Genomic DNA, 18,519 nt, shown 5'->3' on the forward strand with positions numbered 1-18,519 from the left:
GCTGGTACACTCTGCTCCGGGTCGTCCCGCGACATTGCCATCGCCAACCCGACATGCTGACCCGGCTTCGCCTGCGCCTCAAGCGCGGCCGGACAAAGAACAAAGCCGTCGAGCGATATCTGCTGGCGACGCTTCCCAACTGGCTACTTTATTGACGCCGGCTGGGAGCCGGCCCTTCGTTCGAAAAAGATGATCGAATCCCTATGGGATAAGCGTCGCGAGAGAGAAGTGAAACCAAGTCATGAAAGCACAAGACGCACGCCAATATGGCCCCTGACCTCAGCCCCCGCTTGCCAAAGCAGAATCTAAATGAGGCGCAGGTTTTCAGCTGATATTTTCCCCGAGCGGCCGATCTTTGGTTCATAGCTGATCTTGTCTCCTTGTGGGAGTAGGACCAAGCCAGCCCTCTGCACCGCAGAGATATGAACAAACACGTCACGGCCGCCATCGTCCGGCGCGATGTAGCCGTAGCCTTTAGTCGGGTTGAACCATCTCACGCTTCCAGTCGCCACTGTCTTTGCTCCCTAAAAACGACACTGAATCGCGCGCTGCGATCTAGCAGCCGCGTTGCTCACCTCAGCAACTCGCGTGCCGCTCCCAACGCGCTGTGAATAGTTGTAGAAGACCGTGTGTTTGGTGCGGATTTGCGGGCTTCTTTGTCTGTCGTTCTTGAGTGCCACGCAGCGAATGTCTTCAATCCGACAACCCTGGTACGACAAAATACGGAAGGCGATGACTTCGGCCGCTCTCTCCTGTAGTCATCCGTCCTGTGTAGATCACATCACGAGACTCACTGGATCGGCTCATCCAGGTGATGTTGAAGTTCGTTGCGACTGACGTTGGCAGCGACCCAATTGACCAGCAGACCTCTGCGGACCGGGCGGGCCGCTCAATCATTGGCAGACTTGAATCTTATGGGAATGGGCCATCCACTGCCAGACCACGGAACGTGTGCACTACGTTCCAGATTTTTCTTGTGACATGCTAGGCCGGTGCATTTAGATGGATCACAGGATCGGCACCGTCGAGCCGGGATGCAAACAATGCCACAAAGACTGATCCGCGTGGCTGGCCGTTGGGACTATGGGTCGTTTCAACGTTTCTCTCATTTGCCGATGGAGAGTCGATGTCTACGAGGCAAGCGGTGTGCCAGCTGAAACAGTTATTGGGGATGCTCGCTGGACTCGCCGGCATTGTTGGGATCTCCGGTGCTATCGCAGCGAGCAATCCGAGATGGGACAGCGCACAGGGATTTGGTGCTGGAACCACGGGCGGCCTGGGAGGCGAAGTTGTTCAGGTCAACTCACTCAAAGATCTGACTTATCAATTGTGTCGTTCGTATAGCTCCGGAATCTGCAAGGATGATAGTCCGCGCGTTGTCCAGATTGTCGGGACCATAGACTTCACAGGAGCGGAAGGGCGCGGCGAGGGTCCGGGTTGCCAATACAGCAACACCTGTCAGACGCCCTACAAGGGTGAATCGCTTCTCCTCCTGGATGGGCTCGACACGCACTGCGACGGCAAGCTCAAAATGGAAGTCAGCTTCGATAAAGCGGGCAAACATCCCTTGGAGGTCGGATCAAACAAGACCGTGATTGGCGTCGGATCAAGCGCTACAATCAGGGGCAAGGGACTGCGACTGAATGGTGTGAGCAACGTCATTGTCCGCAATCTGACCATCGTTGACATCAATCCCGGCATTGTCTTCGCGGGCGATGCGATTGCGATTTCGCGAGCGAACCGGGTCTGGATCGATCATAACCGTTTTCATAACATCGGGCGCCAGATGATTGCCGGCGGCCTTGGGGAGACGACGAATATCACGGTCTCGTGGAACGATTTTGATGGCAGGGATAACTACTCCTCTTATTGCAACGGAGCGCATTACTGGAACCTTCTTTTTCTTGGCAGTCCTCAGTCGATCACGGTTGCCAACAACTACTTCCATGAGGTCTCCGGACGGGCTCCGCACATTGACGGTCTACGGTCGGTCATTCACCTGGTGAACAACTACTTCCACAACACCGAGCTGCTGCAGCGCAATGGTTTCTTCCACGCGCTGGACGCCGGACCATCTGTTCAAGGCCTGATTGAGGGCAACTACTTCGACAACATTGAAACCCCGATCAGGGCCGAGAGTGGGCATGTCTTTGGCGCGCTGGGAGGCGTAAATCGAGAAATGCAAGACCTCTGCCTAGCCATGCTTGGACGCATGTGTGCGGGCAACATCGCGAGGCCCGCGCCGCGGATCAATGGATTCCGGCTGGATGAAAGCGTCATTAGATCTTTTGGCGCTCTTCCGAAGGCGGCTATTCATCGTCCCTTCCAGGCGGATGATGTCCCGGCATTGGTCACCGGCAACGCAGGTCCCGGCCACATTTGAATTTTCCGATAGGATCCAGCGAAGCTGCGACCGCGCGCACGCATCTGGCCGAAGTACCGCGGAATTCTCCCTCTTCCGGGCAGAACAATTCCCGGTCCGTGGCAGCTGCGCTTCAAAGAGCGCCTTGAGCGTTCAGGCCAGTCGATCCTCACTCCGAGACGCATCGATTTTTTTTGCAAGCGCGCAACTGCCTCGAAGCTTCGGCGGGTCTCATTCAGCCTCCTGCTCGCCCAAGTCACCGTCCACGAAACACGATATTCTCCGAACTGATTGAGACCTCATCGGCAGATGCGATCGGTTCAAAAACAAAATGCCCGGCATGTGTCGACGAAAGCAGCTCTTGCTGCGCCGCGCTGCTTCGATGGGCTAACAAAAAGACTTTCGGATGCGGCGCCCTATTCCTGCTGTTGCAACCAAAGAACGCATTTTTCCATCGTGACTGCAGGGCATTTGGCGGTCTTGCGGCGTAAATAAAGGAATATCTCAGATTTGAGAGGGCTGGCATGAGTAATTTGGATCTGCAGTCTTCCGGAGCGACGGCTTGACGCCACGCCCAAGGACCCGGGCGGCCAGTAAGAGTGTGTTATGGGGCGTGAATTCTACAGAAAACTGGCGCAGCAGGCGCGTGATCTCGCCGAGCGGGCCGATCCGTTCACCAGGCAGCGGTTGCTGAAGCTGGCCGGCAGCTACGACGTGAAGGGCGGAAATCTGGCGCGGGCGCCACGCCCGACGGAGCGTCCGCTGCCGATTCCGCGTACCGCGCCGCCCGCATCGATCTTTTCAGGTCCGGGCGAAGCTGGATGAAGTTCGGTGCAGGCCACCCGTTCGCCGATCCGGAAGCCGCGGCACGCAAGCGATCGCCGGCGGCATCGAGCCCAACCAACGGCCAGTTCCTTTGCGATGCCAGCCGCACCGGCGGCGTTTTCCAAACGGGCCTGACATTGGCGGTTGAACGGGACTGGATCAAGCGGCATGGGTCCGGGACACATTTCAGACCGGCTGAGCACGGAATTGGATCTCAACTAGTTGTCGAGCGCGAAACCAAGCGCTCTCGCTCTCGGCTGCTTCGCTTGAGCCGACTGACCTTCTTGAATTGATCGGATGCTCAGGCCGATCAGGCAAGCGAAAGCATCATCAACGAGCATTGGAAGGATGACGTCCATGATGGACGACAATTTGGCGCGCATGCGCACACATCTGAGCGCCATCCAGCGCCACCGAAGACTGCTGAAGACCAAGCTCACCGAACACGACCGGCAGTACGTCTGCAGACGCCTGTCGGAGGAAGAGTGCGCGCTCGAAAGCTTGCGAGCGTCGATCTTTCCCATGGTGTTCGAGAGCCCCAGGCCGATGATATCGGCCTCCTAGCCGGTACGGCCGTGTCGATGGCGACGGCCTACGCGCGCAGGAGCGCCGCTATGGCACTCACGTCAACGAATTCATATATCGGCTACCGATATTGGAGCCTTTTTTAGATGCGCGGCCTGCTAATCCTCTTTGTGACCTTTGTGATTATGCTGGCGGCGCGCAGCCAGCATCAGATTGGTTTCGTGCCGCGCCCAACCGCATCCATGCCACCGGTCAATGTACCCTAGAGCCGAAGGTTTGGCGCAAACAGCGCGGATTGCGCTACAACGTGCTTCCGTCTCTCTGGGAATTCGGACCGGTTTGCGTTAGGCGGAGCCTCGCTTTCCAAGTTGTCTGAGGACCTGCAGGAAGCGGGCAAGCCATGCCTCAAGCCATGCGTCAGTTGAGGCCACTTGCGCTGCTGCGATCGTGCGCGCCCTCGTCTCATCAACAAGGAAGATTTGAGGACGGCAGTTTTGGTTTCTGACTGGATCTTGCACTTCTCCCACCCTTTCGCGAGGAGCGTGGCGAGGAGGTGTCCGGACCTCCCAGGCCACGCAGCCGCAACAGCTCAGTCGGCGAGCGGCTTTGGCATGTGCAAAACAGTATCGGTTCCCGGGCAGGTTGAATTGATCTAGCGCAAACACGAGAGCCGTTCGTCTTTAACCCAGCAGATTTGTGGATGTCCCGGTCGTGTAATCCGAGAAGACCAGCTGCGTTTTTCTGGGCGCATTTTCACGGCCGCGCTTCAATGGTAGTGCAAATCGCGCGAGTTTCCTGATCGTGGTCCTCTTTTTCTCCCCCTGCGATGGAGTGTTGTCCAATCAAGCCTCTAGAGCACGCCCTCGAAACCAACGGGACCATGCGAGTAGACCGGATTATCGGCGCGGGCTGACGCCTGCCTTGATCCTGTGAATCTGCGGTCCGGCCGAATGTCCCTTTTGTGCGAGCGGATCAGGAAGCGTTTGCGCTTCTTCGCGCGTGGTCGGAGCGGCGGCGCTGCCGCCGCCCGTGCCGACCTGAGCGCGCGAGCACCGGCAGCGGGGCAGCGGGGATGGAGCACTCGGGCGAACCTTTTGCGGGCTCCGGACGCCTGGGGCGCGCTTCCATGAACTCCAAGACGGCGCGTCCCTTTTCCGTTATGCGCCACCCGCCGTTGATACGTTCAATCAAGGCTTGCGAAAAGATGTCAAGGTCGGGCACAAGCGAACCCAGTCGTCGGGTGCGTTCGGCCCAATCGCTACCGCTGGTCGCCAGGATCGCCATGTCGCGCTTCAAGTCCGCCATCACGGCAAACCCATCCGGATAGCTCACCAGGATCTTAAGAACCGTGACCTGGAAGTTCACGCGGCACCCTCTTGTGACTATCGCCACATCGTCGGCGCCTTCGAGAGCGTTTCGCGGCGAACCTGCCGTACACAGTCGGTCGACGTCTCTCCCCCGGTGGTTGCTCCCAGGACTTTTGAGGCGACATTGGTCCGGCCGCCGGTGTCGTACCGGGACACATACTCGCAGATCTCGTCAACAACCCTGCGCATCCGAGCAAGAATGACCACCTGAATGTCCATAAACTGGAATAATGGGCGGGCCATGCTGGTATAAATAGGACTGGCCGAAACCCAAACTACGCCTCGCGATCGCAAGGTGCAACGGCCCCTCGACGATACCTGCATAGTCCGAATAGCCATACCGAAGCAACTCACCGACTGGGGCGCAGACCACGTCCGTTCCGCGCAGTGCCGAGTCCTTCCCACGGCATTGCTGCCGATGACAGGCCGTTGGCTCAAGACGTCAAGAACCGCCGGCCGATCGGCGCCGATCATCAACGTCCGTATGAGTTCGCGGGATCCAGGCGGCTGCCGGTTGCTGCCGATTACCCCAAATGATGATGCAACTGCCGATCAGACGCCGACAGCGCTGTCATGACAACCATCATCATCGGCATGTCGTAGGCAGCAGCGTCACAACGGCTACGAGGCGCCATCCGCCACACCAAGGCCGCAGCCATTGTCCGGCTTAGTTCGTTTCGGCGCAGTACTACGGCCGGAAGCGCAAAGGCCACGATCGTCGCATCGCCGGAATGAATGGCGTCTTTCCTCGGGCTCGGTGAAAGCAACGTTCGGATCGCACCAATTCGCGCGCCGCGGCGTCCATTAGGGTTTGCTTTTTACTTTTGCGTTATCGATCGCGACGATTTTGACGTCTGCCGCCGACGGCCAAGCCTCGCCAGCGCCTCGACTGGCGGCAAGACGAGCGAGATCCGCTTCGTCTTCGCCAACGATCCGCACGTCTGGTCGTGACCGTCGTCCCGGACTGCGTTTCCCAACTGGCGGCTCCCTGCCAGGCGGGTCAGCACTCGTTCGGCTGACAACCAGCCGTTGGCCGATGAGCTTCTTACGGCATGCCTACGCCGGCAGTGGCAACCTCGGTCCGCCATCCGTCCTCGCACCAACGCCACGTAGCGCGATCCACGGCAGCCGACCTCATGATGTCGCGACTGCGTCTTTAGCAACCTTGAGCGGCGACGCCTTGACCGACTTGCTGGCTGGCTTGGCTGCGAATTCCATCGGCTCCTTCGTGAAAGGATTAACTCCGCTGCGGGCTTCAGTAGCAGGCTTGTTCACGACCGACATCTTGACGAAGCCGGGGATGACGAACTCGCCAGACTCGTTCAACTCCTTGTAGCCGACGGTCGCCAACTGCTCGATGACGGCCTTTACGTCACCTTTGGAAACTTGCGTTCCTTGAGCAATTGCGTCAATGAGCTCGTTCTTGGTCATCTTGGCCACGATGAATTCCTTTGTAGCGCCGAACGATACAGTGCGTGATGTATCGCCGGCTCTTTTCCTCTTGTTCGAGCACGGCAAAACTACACGAATTACTTTCATTCACTGAGGTGATGAAGTCGACCGGTTTAAAACCTATCGGAAGCAAAAACACAACGATCTTTGTTTCCAGCATTCGCTCACGCGTCACAGGTGGACGGCGAATGCCCTATTCGGTATGCAGGTGAATGCTTGAATTTGGCCGATGCAGCAGTCAGCGCAGCAATCAGAGCCAATCCCTCTTGGATCTCGCAGACGAGTGATGATCGCAGATCGAGCCTCATTTTATTTCACACTTCGTAACGCTCGCGCGGACAGGTCACCTCTGAAGGAAACTCAGGGCCCGCTAATACTGGTGGCGTCGGGACAGAAGCACAAAGCTGATCCCCTCTCTCTTACCGGCGATGCCCTAGAGAGATGCCGAGCTTGATTGCCTTTTGACGGAGAGAACCTTCCGTCCTTTTCATAGACTTTGCGATCTTCGCTACCGGCACCCTAGCCTTGGAGTGCGCGCGAAGCTCTTTGACGTCCGCCTTCGTGTACTCGCGGCGGACTACCTTCTTCACTTTCTTCGCCATTGGAAATCTCCACTCGTTGTTGAGCGGGGCTTCTAGCACGAAAGATCAAATTGACAATGTTGCGACGCGTCGCATTTCGTGCGATTTATAAACCGCTTTTGCGAATTCACTTCCGTCCTGATATCTGCAAAAGTGCTGCCTTCTATTCAGTCAACTACAATTGAAACACTGAAGGGTTTTCCGGACGAATGACGGCCCGATGTTCGGAGGCGCGCCATAGTAGCGCCGTCAAGTGTGACTCGCATGCGATAGGAGCGATGTGGCACTGGGACCTGGTCGCGCGGCGCTGAATCATCGGTGTGCGCCTGCACTCGGATGCAGTCACTCAGGAAACGAATTCCTAGCTCACCTCAATCTCGGCGGCCTCGTTGTCGGTCAGTTTGGCAAATTCCTTTTCCCAGCCACGTATCGACAGAACACCCTTGTTCTGGTGGAGAAGCGAAATAATAGATCGACAGTGCCGCCCCGCATGTCGACGATCTCCGTCACGCTACGCCTGAACGTATCCTAAGATACCAGATATCTCGTCTCCACCGGAAGATCTGTATCGATTGTCCTTGCCACGCCATTCATAGAGAAATTCGGCGTGAGGCGTGGCAGTGGCATCGAAGAAGCGTTGGAAATCTGCCGTCTCGTTGAGGACGCGAACACTCCGTTCGCCCGTCGCCTTCCATTTGATGAAGGGGAGCAGGCGGACAGAATAGCTTTCAAGACTCCGCTGATAAGCGTTGATGTTGTCCAAAATGGCCGCGGAGACCGGAAACATCATGCCCGGCGGATTGAAGCCGCGTTCCGCCAGAACGTAATCGATCAGTTAGCGATGAAGGCGGCCGTAGCGAACTTGGTGTTGAGCACGGCTTGGCATGAAAAGGCGTAATTTTCCATGAAATCCATGACTTTTACGCCATTTTCGTGAGATATAGAGCCCCGAAGTGACAAGAGGGGTGGTGCGGAACAGCCATTTCCTTGCTGACCTGATGGATAGGGCACGGTCGTTTGGGCAGGAAATGCGCCGATGCAAACCGCGTGACATTCATAATGGCCATCAGTCAGCCGCACTTCGCCAGCAGCGGTGTCAGGATCAGATCATTCAGGAGGCGGTGCATTTGCGCTCAGTTGGGTCGGCTCAAGCTGGGGTTTGAAGGCGAGCAGACGAGCGCCGGCCGCCCTCGCGTTTGGACCGCGGCGCAAACGACCTTTTCCAAGTCGAAGGCGTTCTGACTATCTGCGCAAATTCAGCACCGTCAGAAAGCATTCGCCCTGCTCGCGGGCGACGCGCCGGCGCTGACGGCGTACGCGCCGACCGTGATGCGTCAACGCGGCAAGCTGCGATGGGCAAAGTCTGGAGCACTCAGGTTGAGCTTTTTCGGCCGCCGCGTTGAATCCCTACGACGAGCTTCCATACTCTCCGACACGGCGCGTCCTGTTTTCGGTTGTGCAGCACCCGCGGTTCGTACGCTCGATCAGCGCTTATGAAAAAATGTCAGATTGGGAATGTGCGAAGCCGGTCGTCTGGCCTCCGGCCCAAATCCTGGCCGCTGGTCGCCAAGATCGCATTGGCGTGCTGGAGGCCCGCCATCGCGGCGAGCCAACGCGTGCCCTTAAAGCGGCTCGCGTTCGCATAAACCCTCAAGTCCGTCAGCTGACGGTCAGCTACGCTGACTATGACCCCTCGCCGGCTTGACCAGCCTTAGTGCTGTAAACGATTCACAGAGAGGAACCTGATCCACCATGGACCGCCGAACCGACCGTTACTTCGACCTTAAATGGCGCGCCGGCGATGCAAGCCGAGGTTGTCCGCTGGGCGATTCCGACGAACGGAACTGGATCGGACCAAGGTAGAGCGTCTCCTTGATGCAAAGCTGTCAGAGGTCTTCGAAGCAGTCAAAGCGATCCTACATTGATCTGGCAACGAGCCGCAGGATGTCCAGCTAGAACATCATCTAGGTCGACAGCGGAGTTCAGCTATGACGAGACCGTTCCGTGATGTTCCGAGTTTCTCGACATGAGCCGAGCTCACTTCCTGCCTCGTGCTGCAAAAGCCTGATCGTCTGGCTGCGCGCGACCTCGGCCGCTGAGGAGCGGGAACGAGCCGAGGAAGACATTTATCGCGGCACTCTCGGGCAACAATCGAGCCCGGGAACTAGGCGCTGCGCCGCACGAGACTTCCCGGCGGCATGTGACGGCTGATGATCGGAGCTTGTCCACACCAAGATCGTGACCGCTCGGTGGCGGGCGCGATCGTTCTGGTCGACGAGATCGGCCCCTCGTCGACAATTGAAGCACACGAAATAGGAGATGAATGATGCACTGGCGCACACCAAAACTACACCTGAACGAGGGCGATGGCTATTTATCTCCTGATGCCTCCCAACCCCTGAGGACTTGGACTCGGTGGCCGCTCGCGGCACTTCTCCTCAGCTTGGTGCTTTGGGGCGCTCTCTTGCTCTTCGCCACGTTCTCGTGAGCGCCATGCCACTCACCGGCTCCGGCGCTCCCGAGCGACGTGCACGAGCAAGCATCCTCGATGGATCGAGATATCAGCCAGGTTTCGAGTTCAGCGACACGCCCTCTTCAGCGCCGAAAAAGCTATGTGCGTTTCACAAGCAATCGTTGGTTTTAGGACTGCCTCGTGCTGGTCGCAATGCCGTTGTCAGTACGATTCGCAGCTAGACGCGATCGAGCCAAGCTCGTCCCGCCATGGGCGCGACCAAGGCCGCCAGCTGCGTCGATGCGGTTGGTCGGCCCGGGCCGCATACGGAAACTGCCGAGAGCGCAACTCTCCTGAACGATCATGCAGCAGCGCCTGCTTGCGCTCTCTAACGCCAAAGGCGCAAGTTCCCGCATGACCGTCATCCGGACTCATTTAGCGCCTGCGGGCGGCGACCATGTTCATGCAGCCTGTCGCTGGAGCTGGCAGCGAGCGCACGCGATGTCCAACCCGACCTTTCTCGGAAGCTTGCGCAGCGCTTGCAGCTCCTGAAGCACATTTCGTCAGAAGGCCGCTCCTGACCGACCTCTATCCGTGTTTGTGCCATGCACCATCGAGATGCCGCAGCTTTGGAGTTCGGTTCACTCCGATTGAAGAAGATCGCGAGACATTAGTCGTGCCATCGACGCATTGATCATCGATCTGAAAAATCGGTGCTGGCGTTTTGCGCGAGAACAAGGCGGCCCCGGTTCAGGTGTCGTAGTTTGGATTAATCCCGAGTGGCACGCCGGGACCTGCGCTGGTTGCGAGGTCACGCACTGCCGGGCCGTTTTCCTGTTCACCCGAGCCCAGCAGCATGGGGCAGATATGCGCACCATCACTTTCCTCTGCCCGATCACACGAGTTGTGGTTCAGCATCGGCTAATCGACGACGAAGCTGCCGAACACCAGTTTCAAGGCGTGTTTTGCCCCGCCTGTTCCCAGCTGCACTTCGTAGATCGCAAGACCGGAAAGCTGCTAGGCAGGAAGACGAATGACAGCGCGTCCTCACAGAGCGGCTGAAGTACGGCGCCGCCGAAAATCCGCTGGCGATACGCGAGCATTTGGCTTCCGAGTTCCATCAGTCTTGAGGTGCAATAGTCAGCATGAGGAGAGTTCAACGGCGGGCTTTTTGCATAGAGCCACCACGTGATCAGCCTGCTCGGCACATTTCGTTTCCTAAATGCGTTGAAAGAACACCGGACCTTAGGCTCGCAATTTTGCACTACGAGAAAATTCGCCGGATGCCCGTGGCGGCAAGTCTCTACAGTGACATTGGGTGAACGCGGCCTGCTACCGTGTGAAGTCGGTGCGCTGGCGTAGGCTGCGGCGGCGGACGTACCGGCGGCACCACAAACACCGAGCGAAGCGAAGCAATCCAGAGTCCTTCCGCGGTAACAGTCCGGATTGCTTCGTCGCTTCGCTCCTCGCAACGATGAGGAGGAGAGAGGGGGAGCACTAGCAATGATCGACCACATCCCCGTCGGCGTCAGCGATCTCAAACGCTCTGCAAGATTTTACGACGCCACGCTGCTGCCCGCGGGCTCCCGCGCCTGGTCACACGGCACTGCACAATTGGCTTCCGCAAGGCCTATCCGGAGTTCTGGATCAATCTGCGCGAGGCGATACGGTACGGAGCACCGGAGAGCGGCGTGCATATCTGCCTGCGGGCGAAGATTACGGCCGAGGTCGACGCGTTTCATGCCGCAGCCCTTGCGACCCGCGGCGCATCCGACGGCGCGCCGGGCATCCGCCGGCACGACCGCATGCGTTACTACGCAGCGTTCGCCTTCGATCCGATGGCAACCGGATCGAAACGGCGACGTTTCCGGCGGAAGAATCTTAGAGCTTCCGCACGATGTCCGGCGCGAGCTGCTTTTCCGCCTCGGCGATCTGGGCCGCCGCCGATTTCAGCTTCGGCAGGATGTCCTCGACGCAATCGGCCTTGAGGATATCGACGGAAAAGCCGGTGCGGATGAACTCGATCTGGCGCATGTGCGACAGCAGCAACAACAGCGGCTCCCAGAAATTGGCGATATTGGCGAGGAGCACCGGCTTGGCGTGACGGCCGAGCTGCTTCCAGGTCAGTTGCTCGACCAGCTCCTCCAGCGTGCCGACGCCGCCCGGCAGTGCCACGAAGGCGTCGGAGCGCTCGAACATCAACCGCTTGCGCTCGTGCATGTCGGGCGTGATGATCATTTCCTGCACGCGGGTCAGCGCATTCTCGCGCTTCCGCAGGAATTCGGGAATGATGCCGGTTACCATGCCGCCGTGATCGAGCACGGAGGTGGCGACCGAGCCCATCAGGCCAAGCGAACCGCCGCCATAGACCAGGCGGATGTTGTTCTCGGCGAGCGCCTTGCCGAATGCCTTGGCGCCTTCGATGAAGTGGGAATTGGTCCCGGGACCGGAGCCGCAATAGACACAGACGGTTTTGATCGTGCTCATTGGTACCATGATGCTTTGCAGCGAAGTCTTTCGCTAGTCCAAGGTGTTGCGTTGAATGACGGGAGCCAGTTTACATCTGAACAGGCAAGCTTTGGGTTGACGACTCCTGATCGCAAACGGCGCTCTTCGGCAACGCGACCGCACGAGCAAATGTGTTGCACCTTCGTCCGGGGCAACGGATCTCCTGGCCAGATTGCAGACCTGAATTCTTTGACTGTCGCGTCATTGCAGTTTCGATTGACGGTCGCAGGTGTCGGCCAGGGAGACAAGCTTGTGTCGTGCACCGATCGGTCCATCTTCAGCCGATCAGAGGTGTTGGCCACCATTGATCGGCACTTCGACGCCGGTGATATAACTGGCGTCATCCGAGCACAGGAAGAAGATGACCTTAGCGACCTCTTCAGGGGTCCCCACCCGGCGCAGTGGAATGTTCGGTACGACCCGTGCTTCCGTATCCGGTGACAAAATATCCGTCTTGATCTCGCCCGGGGCGATTGCATTCACACGAATTCCATGCGGCGCGTAGTCGTGAGCCATCTCGCGCGTGAGACACGCAAGAGCGGCTTTCGAAGTCGCGTAGGCACTGCCAGCGAAGGGGTGCACCCGCGAGCCTGCAATTGAGGTCACGTTGACGATCGATCCAGACGCAGCTTTCAATTCGCCAAAGAGCCCCTGCGCAAGCAGAATTGGAGCCACCAAATTGAGATGGAATACGTCCATCCAGGTCTCGATCGATGTCGCCAACGATGTTAGTCGTGCGCCGCTCGTCGTCTTCGGTGACATCGCTGCGTTGTTGACCAGGGCGTGCAACGGCGCGCCCGCGAGGCGCTCTTTAACCTCGGTGATAGCGCGCGGCAGCAACCGATGCTCGCTGAGGTCGAGCTGGACATGATTGTCGGATGCGGCCTCCCAAGGACATCGCCGGGCATCGATCGGTTGCCGCGCGCAGGAGATGATCCGCCAGCCTGCTTCCGAAAACAGCTTTCCGGTGGCGTAACCTATCCCACGCGATGCTCCGGTCAGCAGCAGCGTCTTTCGGTCTCTCCGCCGGCCGCGTGCCTTGTCCGATTTGAATGAACTGCCCTCGTTGTCAACCGACATTCGTCTGGCGACCGCATCCTTGTTCGGCAGATCGGCCCTCAAACACGCCTCCTATCAGGTTACACTCAACCTTCTTGGTGCAGGATTTGGGCCATCTCTACCGACAGAGTGATTCACGCGTGTTGCGAAGCCAGGCCCCGTGGTTTACGACCTGCTTGGCGAGTTCCAGACATCAAGTCCGTTGGCTTTCCGACAGCGGCAACGCGAGGACCGCGGCAAATGACCTTCACTCTTTTCGCGCACAGCTGCGCAAAACTTCGTTCAGTAGATCTGGGCTGAACGCGCGAGTGAAGGTCCTGCCGATGTTGAATGCCGCCGCACGCGGCTCGTCCCGATCCTCGCGGAGCTATCAGCAACAGGAGGGGCACCCATCCGTCCATCCAATGGTGCATGCCAATTCGAGACGCCCGCTCGCTAGCAACCCCAGCGGTTCATACCGCTGCTCTTGCCCCAATCCACCAAGGGGCATTCGAACGCGGGCGCCACGGAATAGAAGGCCATCCTCAGGCGTCAGCAGCCTCAAAGTACCTGGCGTAAGGTCCCTCTTTGAATTGGCGACGCAACTCATCAAAATCCTCTACGGTTTGGTCGAGCGGTCGCACTTCCTGGCGCTGAAGTTTGACGCGACCGGAAACATTCCGCATACGAACCCCGAGGAATTCCCAAACCAACTCCAAGCACAGGTGCGGCTCGCGAAGAAGCGTCTCATACTCCAGCTCGAGGATGTTGGTCGACGCGAAGGACTGCCTGATCCTATCGTGGAACTCAGCGGTGGTCTTGAAGTAGGTTTCGCAGGTGCTGACGCTTAGGCTGACGAGTGGCGGTTGCGAGTCGTCGCTATCAGAGCTGTATTTCAGCCATTCACCGGTTTGCCTCGCCTGCACGAGTGAGCGGAGCGATTCCAGCGGATTTCTACGACACACGATGACCTTAAGGCGCGGCCAACCGGCCAGCTCTGCCATCATCCCCGGACGGTCATGAAACTGCGGTTCGTTGATCTTGCAGCCAACATGAGTCACGTCGATTTTGTCGCTCGGCGTTGGATAGCGCAAGTAGGCGCACTCCAGAAGCTCACGATCGCTACGTAGGAGCCGCGCCTTGTCGGGCCAATTTGGATCATACTCATTGAGCAATTCCCCGTTGCTCACCACGTTCGGATGTTCATTGAGCAATTCTTCCAGATAGTGGGTGCCGCTCCTCGGCATCGCGAGGATGACGAATGGCTCAGGCGATCGTTCCGATTTCAACATTGTGACAGCTCCTGATTGACTCGGTCGAGACGGTTCGGCCCCTAACCAATGAGGCTAGATCAGCCCGCACGTGATACTATCGTTCCACAAGGCCAGATATATCGGTGAGATACGAGCATTCTTGCCGCCGGCTTCCACACCCGCAAATTTCCGCAGAACTGATTCACACTATGTGGGGCATGGTTTGTTCAACGCATCAGCCGGCGGCGAAGCAGCAAAGCCGATACGACGAACGCGACCACAGTGTATATGCAAAGTACGCCCACATGCAGGCCGACGCTGCTGGCGTCCCGGTCCAGCATTGCCGGCCGAATGAGATCAATCGAATGTGCTAAGGGCAACGCCTCTGCTACGCGCTGCAGCGCGATGGGCAGTTGAGCAACGGGAAAGATCGCGCCGCACAAGTACATCATGGGTGTGAGAAAGAGGGTCTGATAGAACACGAAGTAGTCGTAACTGGGCGCGAGCGCTATCACAACCATGGCGAGGCTGGCGAAGGCAACACCGGTGAGCGCGATAGCTGGCAGCGCATAAGGGATGGACGGCCACGCCGCATAGCCCAGCGCGGCGGCGATAATCGTAATTCCCGTTCCTGCCAGAACAGCCTTTGTCGCTGCCCACGCCAATTCACCGAGAACGACGTCGCCAAGCGTGAGCTCCGTGCAAAGGATGGCGTCCCAGGTGCGCTGGGCGTTCATCCGAGCGAAGGCCCCATAGACGGTTTCAAAGGTCGCCGAAATCATCGCGCTTGTCGCGACCATCCCAGCCGCCAGAAAGGCGACGTAAGAAATGCCATCGACTTGGCCGATCATCAGTCCCAGGCCGAAGCCGAGACCGAACAAGGCGCCCATGGGCTCAGCGAGGTTTCCCAGAAGCGATGCCAGCGCCGCTTTGCGCCAAGCCATATAATTCCGGCGCCATACGGCGCTCCAGTTCCACGCATTGGCGGGCAGAGCCGCCGCGTACTGCTCCCACATCATTCAGTCCCTCATCTCCCGACCGGTCAACCGTAAGAAGACGTCCTCGAGGTTCGGTGGCCGCTGAAGCAGACGAAGACCGGTCCGCCCACGCAGCCGCGCGAGCACCTGCTCTGGATTTGGCGCATAGCAAAAGAGCGTCTCGCCGCTGATTTCGGTGCGTTGAGCGAGCGGCTTGATGAGGCCGCAGAGCTCGTTCGGATCGCCACCGTAGACCTCAATGACTGGGCAACCGATCTGTTCGTCGATCAATGTGTGTGGCGGCCCTTCGGCGATCTTGCGTCCTGCCTCGAGGACGCATAGGCGATCGCACAATCGCTCCGCCTCCTCCATGAAGTGCGTCGTCAGAAGAATCGTCTTGCCGCGCGACAGCAGCGCGCGCAGCCGCTCCCAAATCAAATGCCGCGCATGCGGATCGAGCCCGGTGGTCGGCTCATCCAAGATAAGGATCTCCGGATCGTTGATGAGCGCCCGCGCCAGCGTCAGACGCCGCTTCATGCCACCGGACAGTTCGGTCACCCGCGCGTCTGCCTTGCTCTCAAGGCGGGCGAACTCGAGAAGGGACGGAGTGATCTTCTCGACATCCTTTGCTGTCATCCCGAAATAGCGCCCGAACACCAGCAGGTTTTCGCGTACGGTGAACTCGAGATCAAGATTGTCAGCTTGCGGAACGACGCCGATGCGCTTGCGCGCCAATCGAGCGCGTGCCGGCACTTTCTCGCCGAGCACCGTTATCTTGCCAGCCTCGGGCGTGGACATCCCGAGCATCAAACGCGCGATCGTGCTCTTGCCCGCGCCGTTCGGTCCCAACAAGCCGAAGCACTCTCCCGATGCCACCGTGAACGACAGCTGGTCGACGACCACCTTCTCGCCATAGGACTTTTTCACGGCCGTGAAATCGATAGCCACGTTCGATACGCGCCCGCCCCCCCTGTCAGCCGGCGTGACCGGCGCCGGCTCCATCGCGATTGTTCGCCTTGAGATTGGCGCTGCTTCGACGCCGCCAAGCATTTTTTCCATTCCTTCTGCTACAATTTGTCGGCCGGACCAGCTCGCTGATCTCGCCTTCAACAACCGCAATGCGATCCGTCTGCGATACGGCAACTCTGACATAGTCATTTGTCAGCCTCCGAAGCGGGTTGCTTATGCAGACGGCCTCCGAAAGCTGGCGATCAAGCAATCTTCGTTATCCGACTCACCTTGGCAGTGGACACGCTCGATCTCGACCAACGCTTCATTCAACATGGCGATGACGGTCTCTGCACCGGCTGCGTGTCCCCAGCGTCGGCAGATGTGGTCGCGCGCCGATCCGAACACCACAAGCCCGCCTGGCGCGAGCATTCCGACCAAGTTGTCGACCGCCGTGCGCATCTCCAGCGTGTCGCTGAGGTAATAGAGGACTTCTGCTACAACAATAAGGTCGAACCGCTCTGGTGGTGAAAAGTGTTGGAGGTCAGCGACTTTCCAGCCGATGTGTGACCATCTCTCCGTCCGGTGACGTGCGCGGCTAATGGCCTGCGGCACGACGTCGACGACCGTGAGCCGCTTGCAGTGAGGCGCGAGCATCTCGGTGAATGCGCCGGCAGCGCAACCGACCTCCAACGCACTTGTGATGCTTTGGCGGGAGAGCGACATCCGAAGCATTTGCGTGTATCGCTCCCGCTCGAACGGATTCGCGTCCAGACGCCACGGATCATCGGCGACCAATTCTCGCTCTAGCAACTGATAGTTCTTGTCTAGGCTCACGAGCTTCTCACCTCTTTGACGCGCACAGTTACGCGTCGCCTCCAGGCCTGTCAGGTACCGTCAACGTCAAACGCATGTGTACGTGTGGCCGTTTCGCCCATCGACGGTGCAATACCCGAATGGCCTGTGGCATCTAACCTGGCGCTCTGCCTCGGCGTGCTGGCCTGACCTTCACCTGAATCTGGCATATTGGCGGACTTGCGCGACAACCAGTCACTGTTGCCCAATGTGCACAACGCATATACCTTCACAGGAAGTAACAGGAACATGCTGATCGGTTTGTGTAGAGCGAAAGCGAGAAAGCGAAGCTGTCGGGCACGAAATGCTGCCAAGCTGCAGCGAACCATGGTCATTGACGCGATGATCAGTACCGTCGGCCACGGCAACTCGCTCGTCAGTGCGATTTGCGCAAGCGCGGTCAGTATTGAAACGCCGAGCAGAAGCGGAAGGAGGTTCTGCCCGACAATGTCCAGCGTGATGTAGAAGTCGAGGCGTGGCAGCAGGGGTAGCGCAAGCGCTGTATCCCGGAAGGTACTCCGTGCCCACCGCAACTGTTGACGCAGATATGGCACCAGCCTATCCGGAACGACGGTTGCTGCGATCGCATCAGGAACGTACTCAGTTCGAAATCCGGCCGCGAGCATCAGGATCGTGAGATGGCGATCCTCGCCAAAGTCGCTTGGCTTTCCTCGAAAATACTGCGTCTCGTACTCGTGGAGGACCAAATCGAGCGCCGATCGGCGATACATGGCGCACGGGCCACAGCAACACAAGACGGCTCCGAAGCGAGCTTCCGCCAAACGCTCTTCATTACAGGCTAGCCAGTACTCCATATCTATCAGCCTGGTCAGCCAAGTGCCGCTTCGATTGCTGGCTGTGAGCTGCCCCATAACAGCGCCAACCGCTGGATTTTGCATCTTCCGTACAAGCTTGGTCACCACGTCGACGGCGATTGTCGAATCTGAATCGACGTTGAGAACCAAATCGCCGGACGAGCGGCGCAGCGCTGCAATTTGCGCCTTGCGCTTGCCAACATTCTTTCCCAGCCACATAAAGTTGAACCGCGGATCATCTGTGTAGGCGTCCTGTACAGGCCACAGGTACCTACGATTTTCCGAGCCGTCATCTACCACGTACACCCGCACTTGCCCTTCGTAGTCTTGGCTTGCGATCGACTCCAGGCACGCCGACAGCGTGCGCGGGTCCTCGTTAAAGCAGGGCACGATCACATCGACGCTCGGCAGCGGGCCAGTCTCGGAAGCGTCGTCAGTCGGGGACGGGATCTGTGTTCGGAGCGCGTTGAGCGTCTGCGTGCTCCTGTAGATGGCGGACAGCAGGGCATAGGACGACACAGCGACAACGCTTGTTGTGGCAAGCAGATTCATGGGGGGCGG

General features: G+C 58.5%; 17 protein-coding genes and 1 pseudogene. 6 read left to right on the forward strand and 12 right to left on the reverse strand.

Annotation, left to right across the window (positions count from 1 at the left end; all coding sequences use genetic code 11):
- Window positions 1–305: 305 nt before the first annotated feature.
- Window positions 306–512: a cold-shock protein gene (locus I3J27_RS32940; RefSeq protein ID WP_084302129.1), complete on the reverse strand. Its 207-nt coding sequence runs from the start codon at window positions 510–512 to the stop codon at window positions 306–308.
- 614 nt (window positions 513–1,126) lie between these two features.
- Here I3J27_RS32940 and I3J27_RS32945 point away from each other — a divergent pair.
- The 4 genes from I3J27_RS32945 to I3J27_RS32960 all read left to right on the forward strand — a co-directional run bounded on the left by I3J27_RS32945 (window position 1,127) and on the right by I3J27_RS32960 (window position 3,751).
- The gene (locus tag I3J27_RS32945) at window positions 1,127–2,383 is read left to right on the forward strand and encodes a pectate lyase family protein (protein ID WP_270163062.1); all 1,257 of its coding nucleotides are present in this window, start codon (window positions 1,127–1,129) and stop codon (window positions 2,381–2,383) included.
- A gap of 585 nt (window positions 2,384–2,968) precedes the next feature.
- A complete protein-coding gene (locus I3J27_RS32950) occupies window positions 2,969–3,187 on the forward strand; it encodes a hypothetical protein (protein ID WP_270163064.1) in 219 nt (72 codons plus the stop codon).
- Window positions 3,184–3,480: a hypothetical protein gene (locus I3J27_RS32955; RefSeq protein WP_156936865.1), complete on the forward strand. Its 297-nt coding sequence runs from the start codon at window positions 3,184–3,186 to the stop codon at window positions 3,478–3,480. Before I3J27_RS32950 ends, I3J27_RS32955 begins: the two co-directional genes overlap by 4 nt.
- Window positions 3,481–3,544: 64 nt before the next feature.
- Window positions 3,545–3,751: a hypothetical protein gene (locus I3J27_RS32960; protein ID WP_027544430.1), complete on the forward strand. Its 207-nt coding sequence runs from the start codon at window positions 3,545–3,547 to the stop codon at window positions 3,749–3,751.
- Between the two features lie 933 nt (window positions 3,752–4,684).
- On the opposite strand, the gene I3J27_RS32965 is transcribed toward I3J27_RS32960, so the two are convergent.
- Complete coding sequence (locus tag I3J27_RS32965; RefSeq protein ID WP_270163065.1) at window positions 4,685–5,077, reverse strand: hypothetical protein; 393 nt, start codon at window positions 5,075–5,077, stop codon at window positions 4,685–4,687.
- A gap of 737 nt (window positions 5,078–5,814) precedes the next feature.
- Between I3J27_RS32965 and I3J27_RS32975 the strand changes: the two genes are divergently transcribed.
- Window positions 5,815–6,030: a hypothetical protein gene (locus I3J27_RS32975; protein ID WP_270163067.1), complete on the forward strand. Its 216-nt coding sequence runs from the start codon at window positions 5,815–5,817 to the stop codon at window positions 6,028–6,030.
- A gap of 183 nt (window positions 6,031–6,213) precedes the next feature.
- Here I3J27_RS32975 and I3J27_RS32980 read toward each other — a convergent pair whose 3' ends face one another.
- The 3 genes from I3J27_RS32980 to I3J27_RS32990 all read right to left on the reverse strand — a co-directional run bounded on the left by I3J27_RS32980 (window position 6,214) and on the right by I3J27_RS32990 (window position 7,902).
- Complete coding sequence (locus I3J27_RS32980; protein ID WP_270163068.1) at window positions 6,214–6,519, reverse strand: HU family DNA-binding protein; 306 nt, start codon at window positions 6,517–6,519, stop codon at window positions 6,214–6,216.
- Window positions 6,520–6,950: 431 nt separating this feature from the next.
- Window positions 6,951–7,133 carry a hypothetical protein gene (locus I3J27_RS32985; RefSeq protein WP_027544425.1) on the reverse strand — a complete coding sequence of 61 codons (183 nt, stop codon included), beginning with the start codon at window positions 7,131–7,133 and terminating at the stop codon, window positions 6,951–6,953.
- A gap of 490 nt (window positions 7,134–7,623) precedes the next feature.
- Entirely contained in the window at window positions 7,624–7,902 is a 279-nt protein-coding gene (locus I3J27_RS32990) for a hypothetical protein (protein WP_270163069.1), read from the reverse strand.
- Window positions 7,903–11,067: 3,165 nt separating this feature from the next.
- On the opposite strand from I3J27_RS32990, the pseudogene I3J27_RS32995 reads away from it, so the two are divergent.
- A pseudogene (locus tag I3J27_RS32995) lies at window positions 11,068–11,449 on the forward strand (VOC family protein).
- On the opposite strand, the gene I3J27_RS33000 reads toward I3J27_RS32995, so the two are convergent.
- The 7 genes from I3J27_RS33000 to nodC all read right to left on the reverse strand — a co-directional run bounded on the left by I3J27_RS33000 (window position 11,446) and on the right by nodC (window position 18,510).
- A complete protein-coding gene (locus I3J27_RS33000) occupies window positions 11,446–12,051 on the reverse strand; it encodes an LOG family protein (protein WP_270163070.1) in 606 nt (201 codons plus the stop codon). The pseudogene I3J27_RS32995 and the gene I3J27_RS33000 overlap by 4 nt on opposite strands.
- 306 nt (window positions 12,052–12,357) lie before the next feature.
- Entirely contained in the window at window positions 12,358–13,152 is a 795-nt protein-coding gene (locus I3J27_RS33005; RefSeq protein WP_084302125.1) for an SDR family NAD(P)-dependent oxidoreductase, read from the reverse strand.
- Window positions 13,153–13,655: 503 nt separating this feature from the next.
- Window positions 13,656–14,402, reverse strand: a complete 747-nt coding sequence (locus tag I3J27_RS33010) for a sulfotransferase (protein WP_270163071.1) — start codon at window positions 14,400–14,402, stop codon at window positions 13,656–13,658.
- A gap of 188 nt (window positions 14,403–14,590) precedes the next feature.
- A complete protein-coding gene (locus I3J27_RS33015) occupies window positions 14,591–15,379 on the reverse strand; it encodes an ABC transporter permease (RefSeq protein WP_270172930.1) in 789 nt (262 codons plus the stop codon).
- Between the two features lie 3 nt (window positions 15,380–15,382).
- Window positions 15,383–16,342 carry a nodulation factor ABC transporter ATP-binding protein NodI gene (gene nodI, locus I3J27_RS33020; protein WP_270172931.1) on the reverse strand — a complete coding sequence of 320 codons (960 nt, stop codon included), beginning with the start codon at window positions 16,340–16,342 and terminating at the stop codon, window positions 15,383–15,385.
- A 180-nt stretch (window positions 16,343–16,522) separates the two neighbouring features.
- The gene (gene nodS, locus I3J27_RS33025; protein ID WP_270163072.1) at window positions 16,523–17,125 is read right to left on the reverse strand and encodes a nodulation methyltransferase NodS; all 603 of its coding nucleotides are present in this window, start codon (window positions 17,123–17,125) and stop codon (window positions 16,523–16,525) included.
- A gap of 50 nt (window positions 17,126–17,175) precedes the next feature.
- Window positions 17,176–18,510: a chitooligosaccharide synthase NodC gene (nodC, locus tag I3J27_RS33030; RefSeq protein WP_270163073.1), complete on the reverse strand. Its 1,335-nt coding sequence runs from the start codon at window positions 18,508–18,510 to the stop codon at window positions 17,176–17,178.
- Window positions 18,511–18,519: the final 9 nt, after the last annotated feature.

Source organism: Bradyrhizobium xenonodulans (genome assembly GCF_027594865.1).
Lineage (GTDB): Bacteria > Pseudomonadota > Alphaproteobacteria > Rhizobiales > Xanthobacteraceae > Bradyrhizobium > Bradyrhizobium xenonodulans.

Bases quoted from the DNA above. Each gene is read 5' to 3' on its own strand.
- I3J27_RS32945 (WP_270163062.1), top strand. From the start codon at position 1,127: ATGTCTACGAGGCAAGCGGTGTGCCAGCTGAAACAGTTATTGGGGATG.
- I3J27_RS32950 (WP_270163064.1), top strand. From the start codon at position 2,969: ATGGGGCGTGAATTCTACAGAAAACTGGCGCAGCAGGCGCGTGATCTC.
- I3J27_RS32955 (WP_156936865.1), top strand. From the start codon at position 3,184: ATGAAGTTCGGTGCAGGCCACCCGTTCGCCGATCCGGAAGCCGCGGCA.
- I3J27_RS32960 (WP_027544430.1), top strand. From the start codon at position 3,545: ATGATGGACGACAATTTGGCGCGCATGCGCACACATCTGAGCGCCATC.
- I3J27_RS32975 (WP_270163067.1), top strand. From the start codon at position 5,815: ATGGCGTCTTTCCTCGGGCTCGGTGAAAGCAACGTTCGGATCGCACCA.
- I3J27_RS32985 (WP_027544425.1), bottom strand. From the start codon at position 7,133: ATGGCGAAGAAAGTGAAGAAGGTAGTCCGCCGCGAGTACACGAAGGCG.
- I3J27_RS32990 (WP_270163069.1), bottom strand. From the start codon at position 7,902: ATGATGTTTCCGGTCTCCGCGGCCATTTTGGACAACATCAACGCTTAT.
- I3J27_RS33000 (WP_270163070.1), bottom strand. From the start codon at position 12,051: ATGAGCACGATCAAAACCGTCTGTGTCTATTGCGGCTCCGGTCCCGGG.
- I3J27_RS33005 (WP_084302125.1), bottom strand. From the start codon at position 13,152: ATGTCGGTTGACAACGAGGGCAGTTCATTCAAATCGGACAAGGCACGC.
- I3J27_RS33010 (WP_270163071.1), bottom strand. From the start codon at position 14,402: ATGTTGAAATCGGAACGATCGCCTGAGCCATTCGTCATCCTCGCGATG.
- I3J27_RS33015 (WP_270172930.1), bottom strand. From the start codon at position 15,379: ATGTGGGAGCAGTACGCGGCGGCTCTGCCCGCCAATGCGTGGAACTGG.
- nodI (WP_270172931.1), bottom strand. From the start codon at position 16,342: ATGGAGCCGGCGCCGGTCACGCCGGCTGACAGGGGGGGCGGGCGCGTA.
- nodC (WP_270163073.1), bottom strand. From the start codon at position 18,510: ATGAATCTGCTTGCCACAACAAGCGTTGTCGCTGTGTCGTCCTATGCC.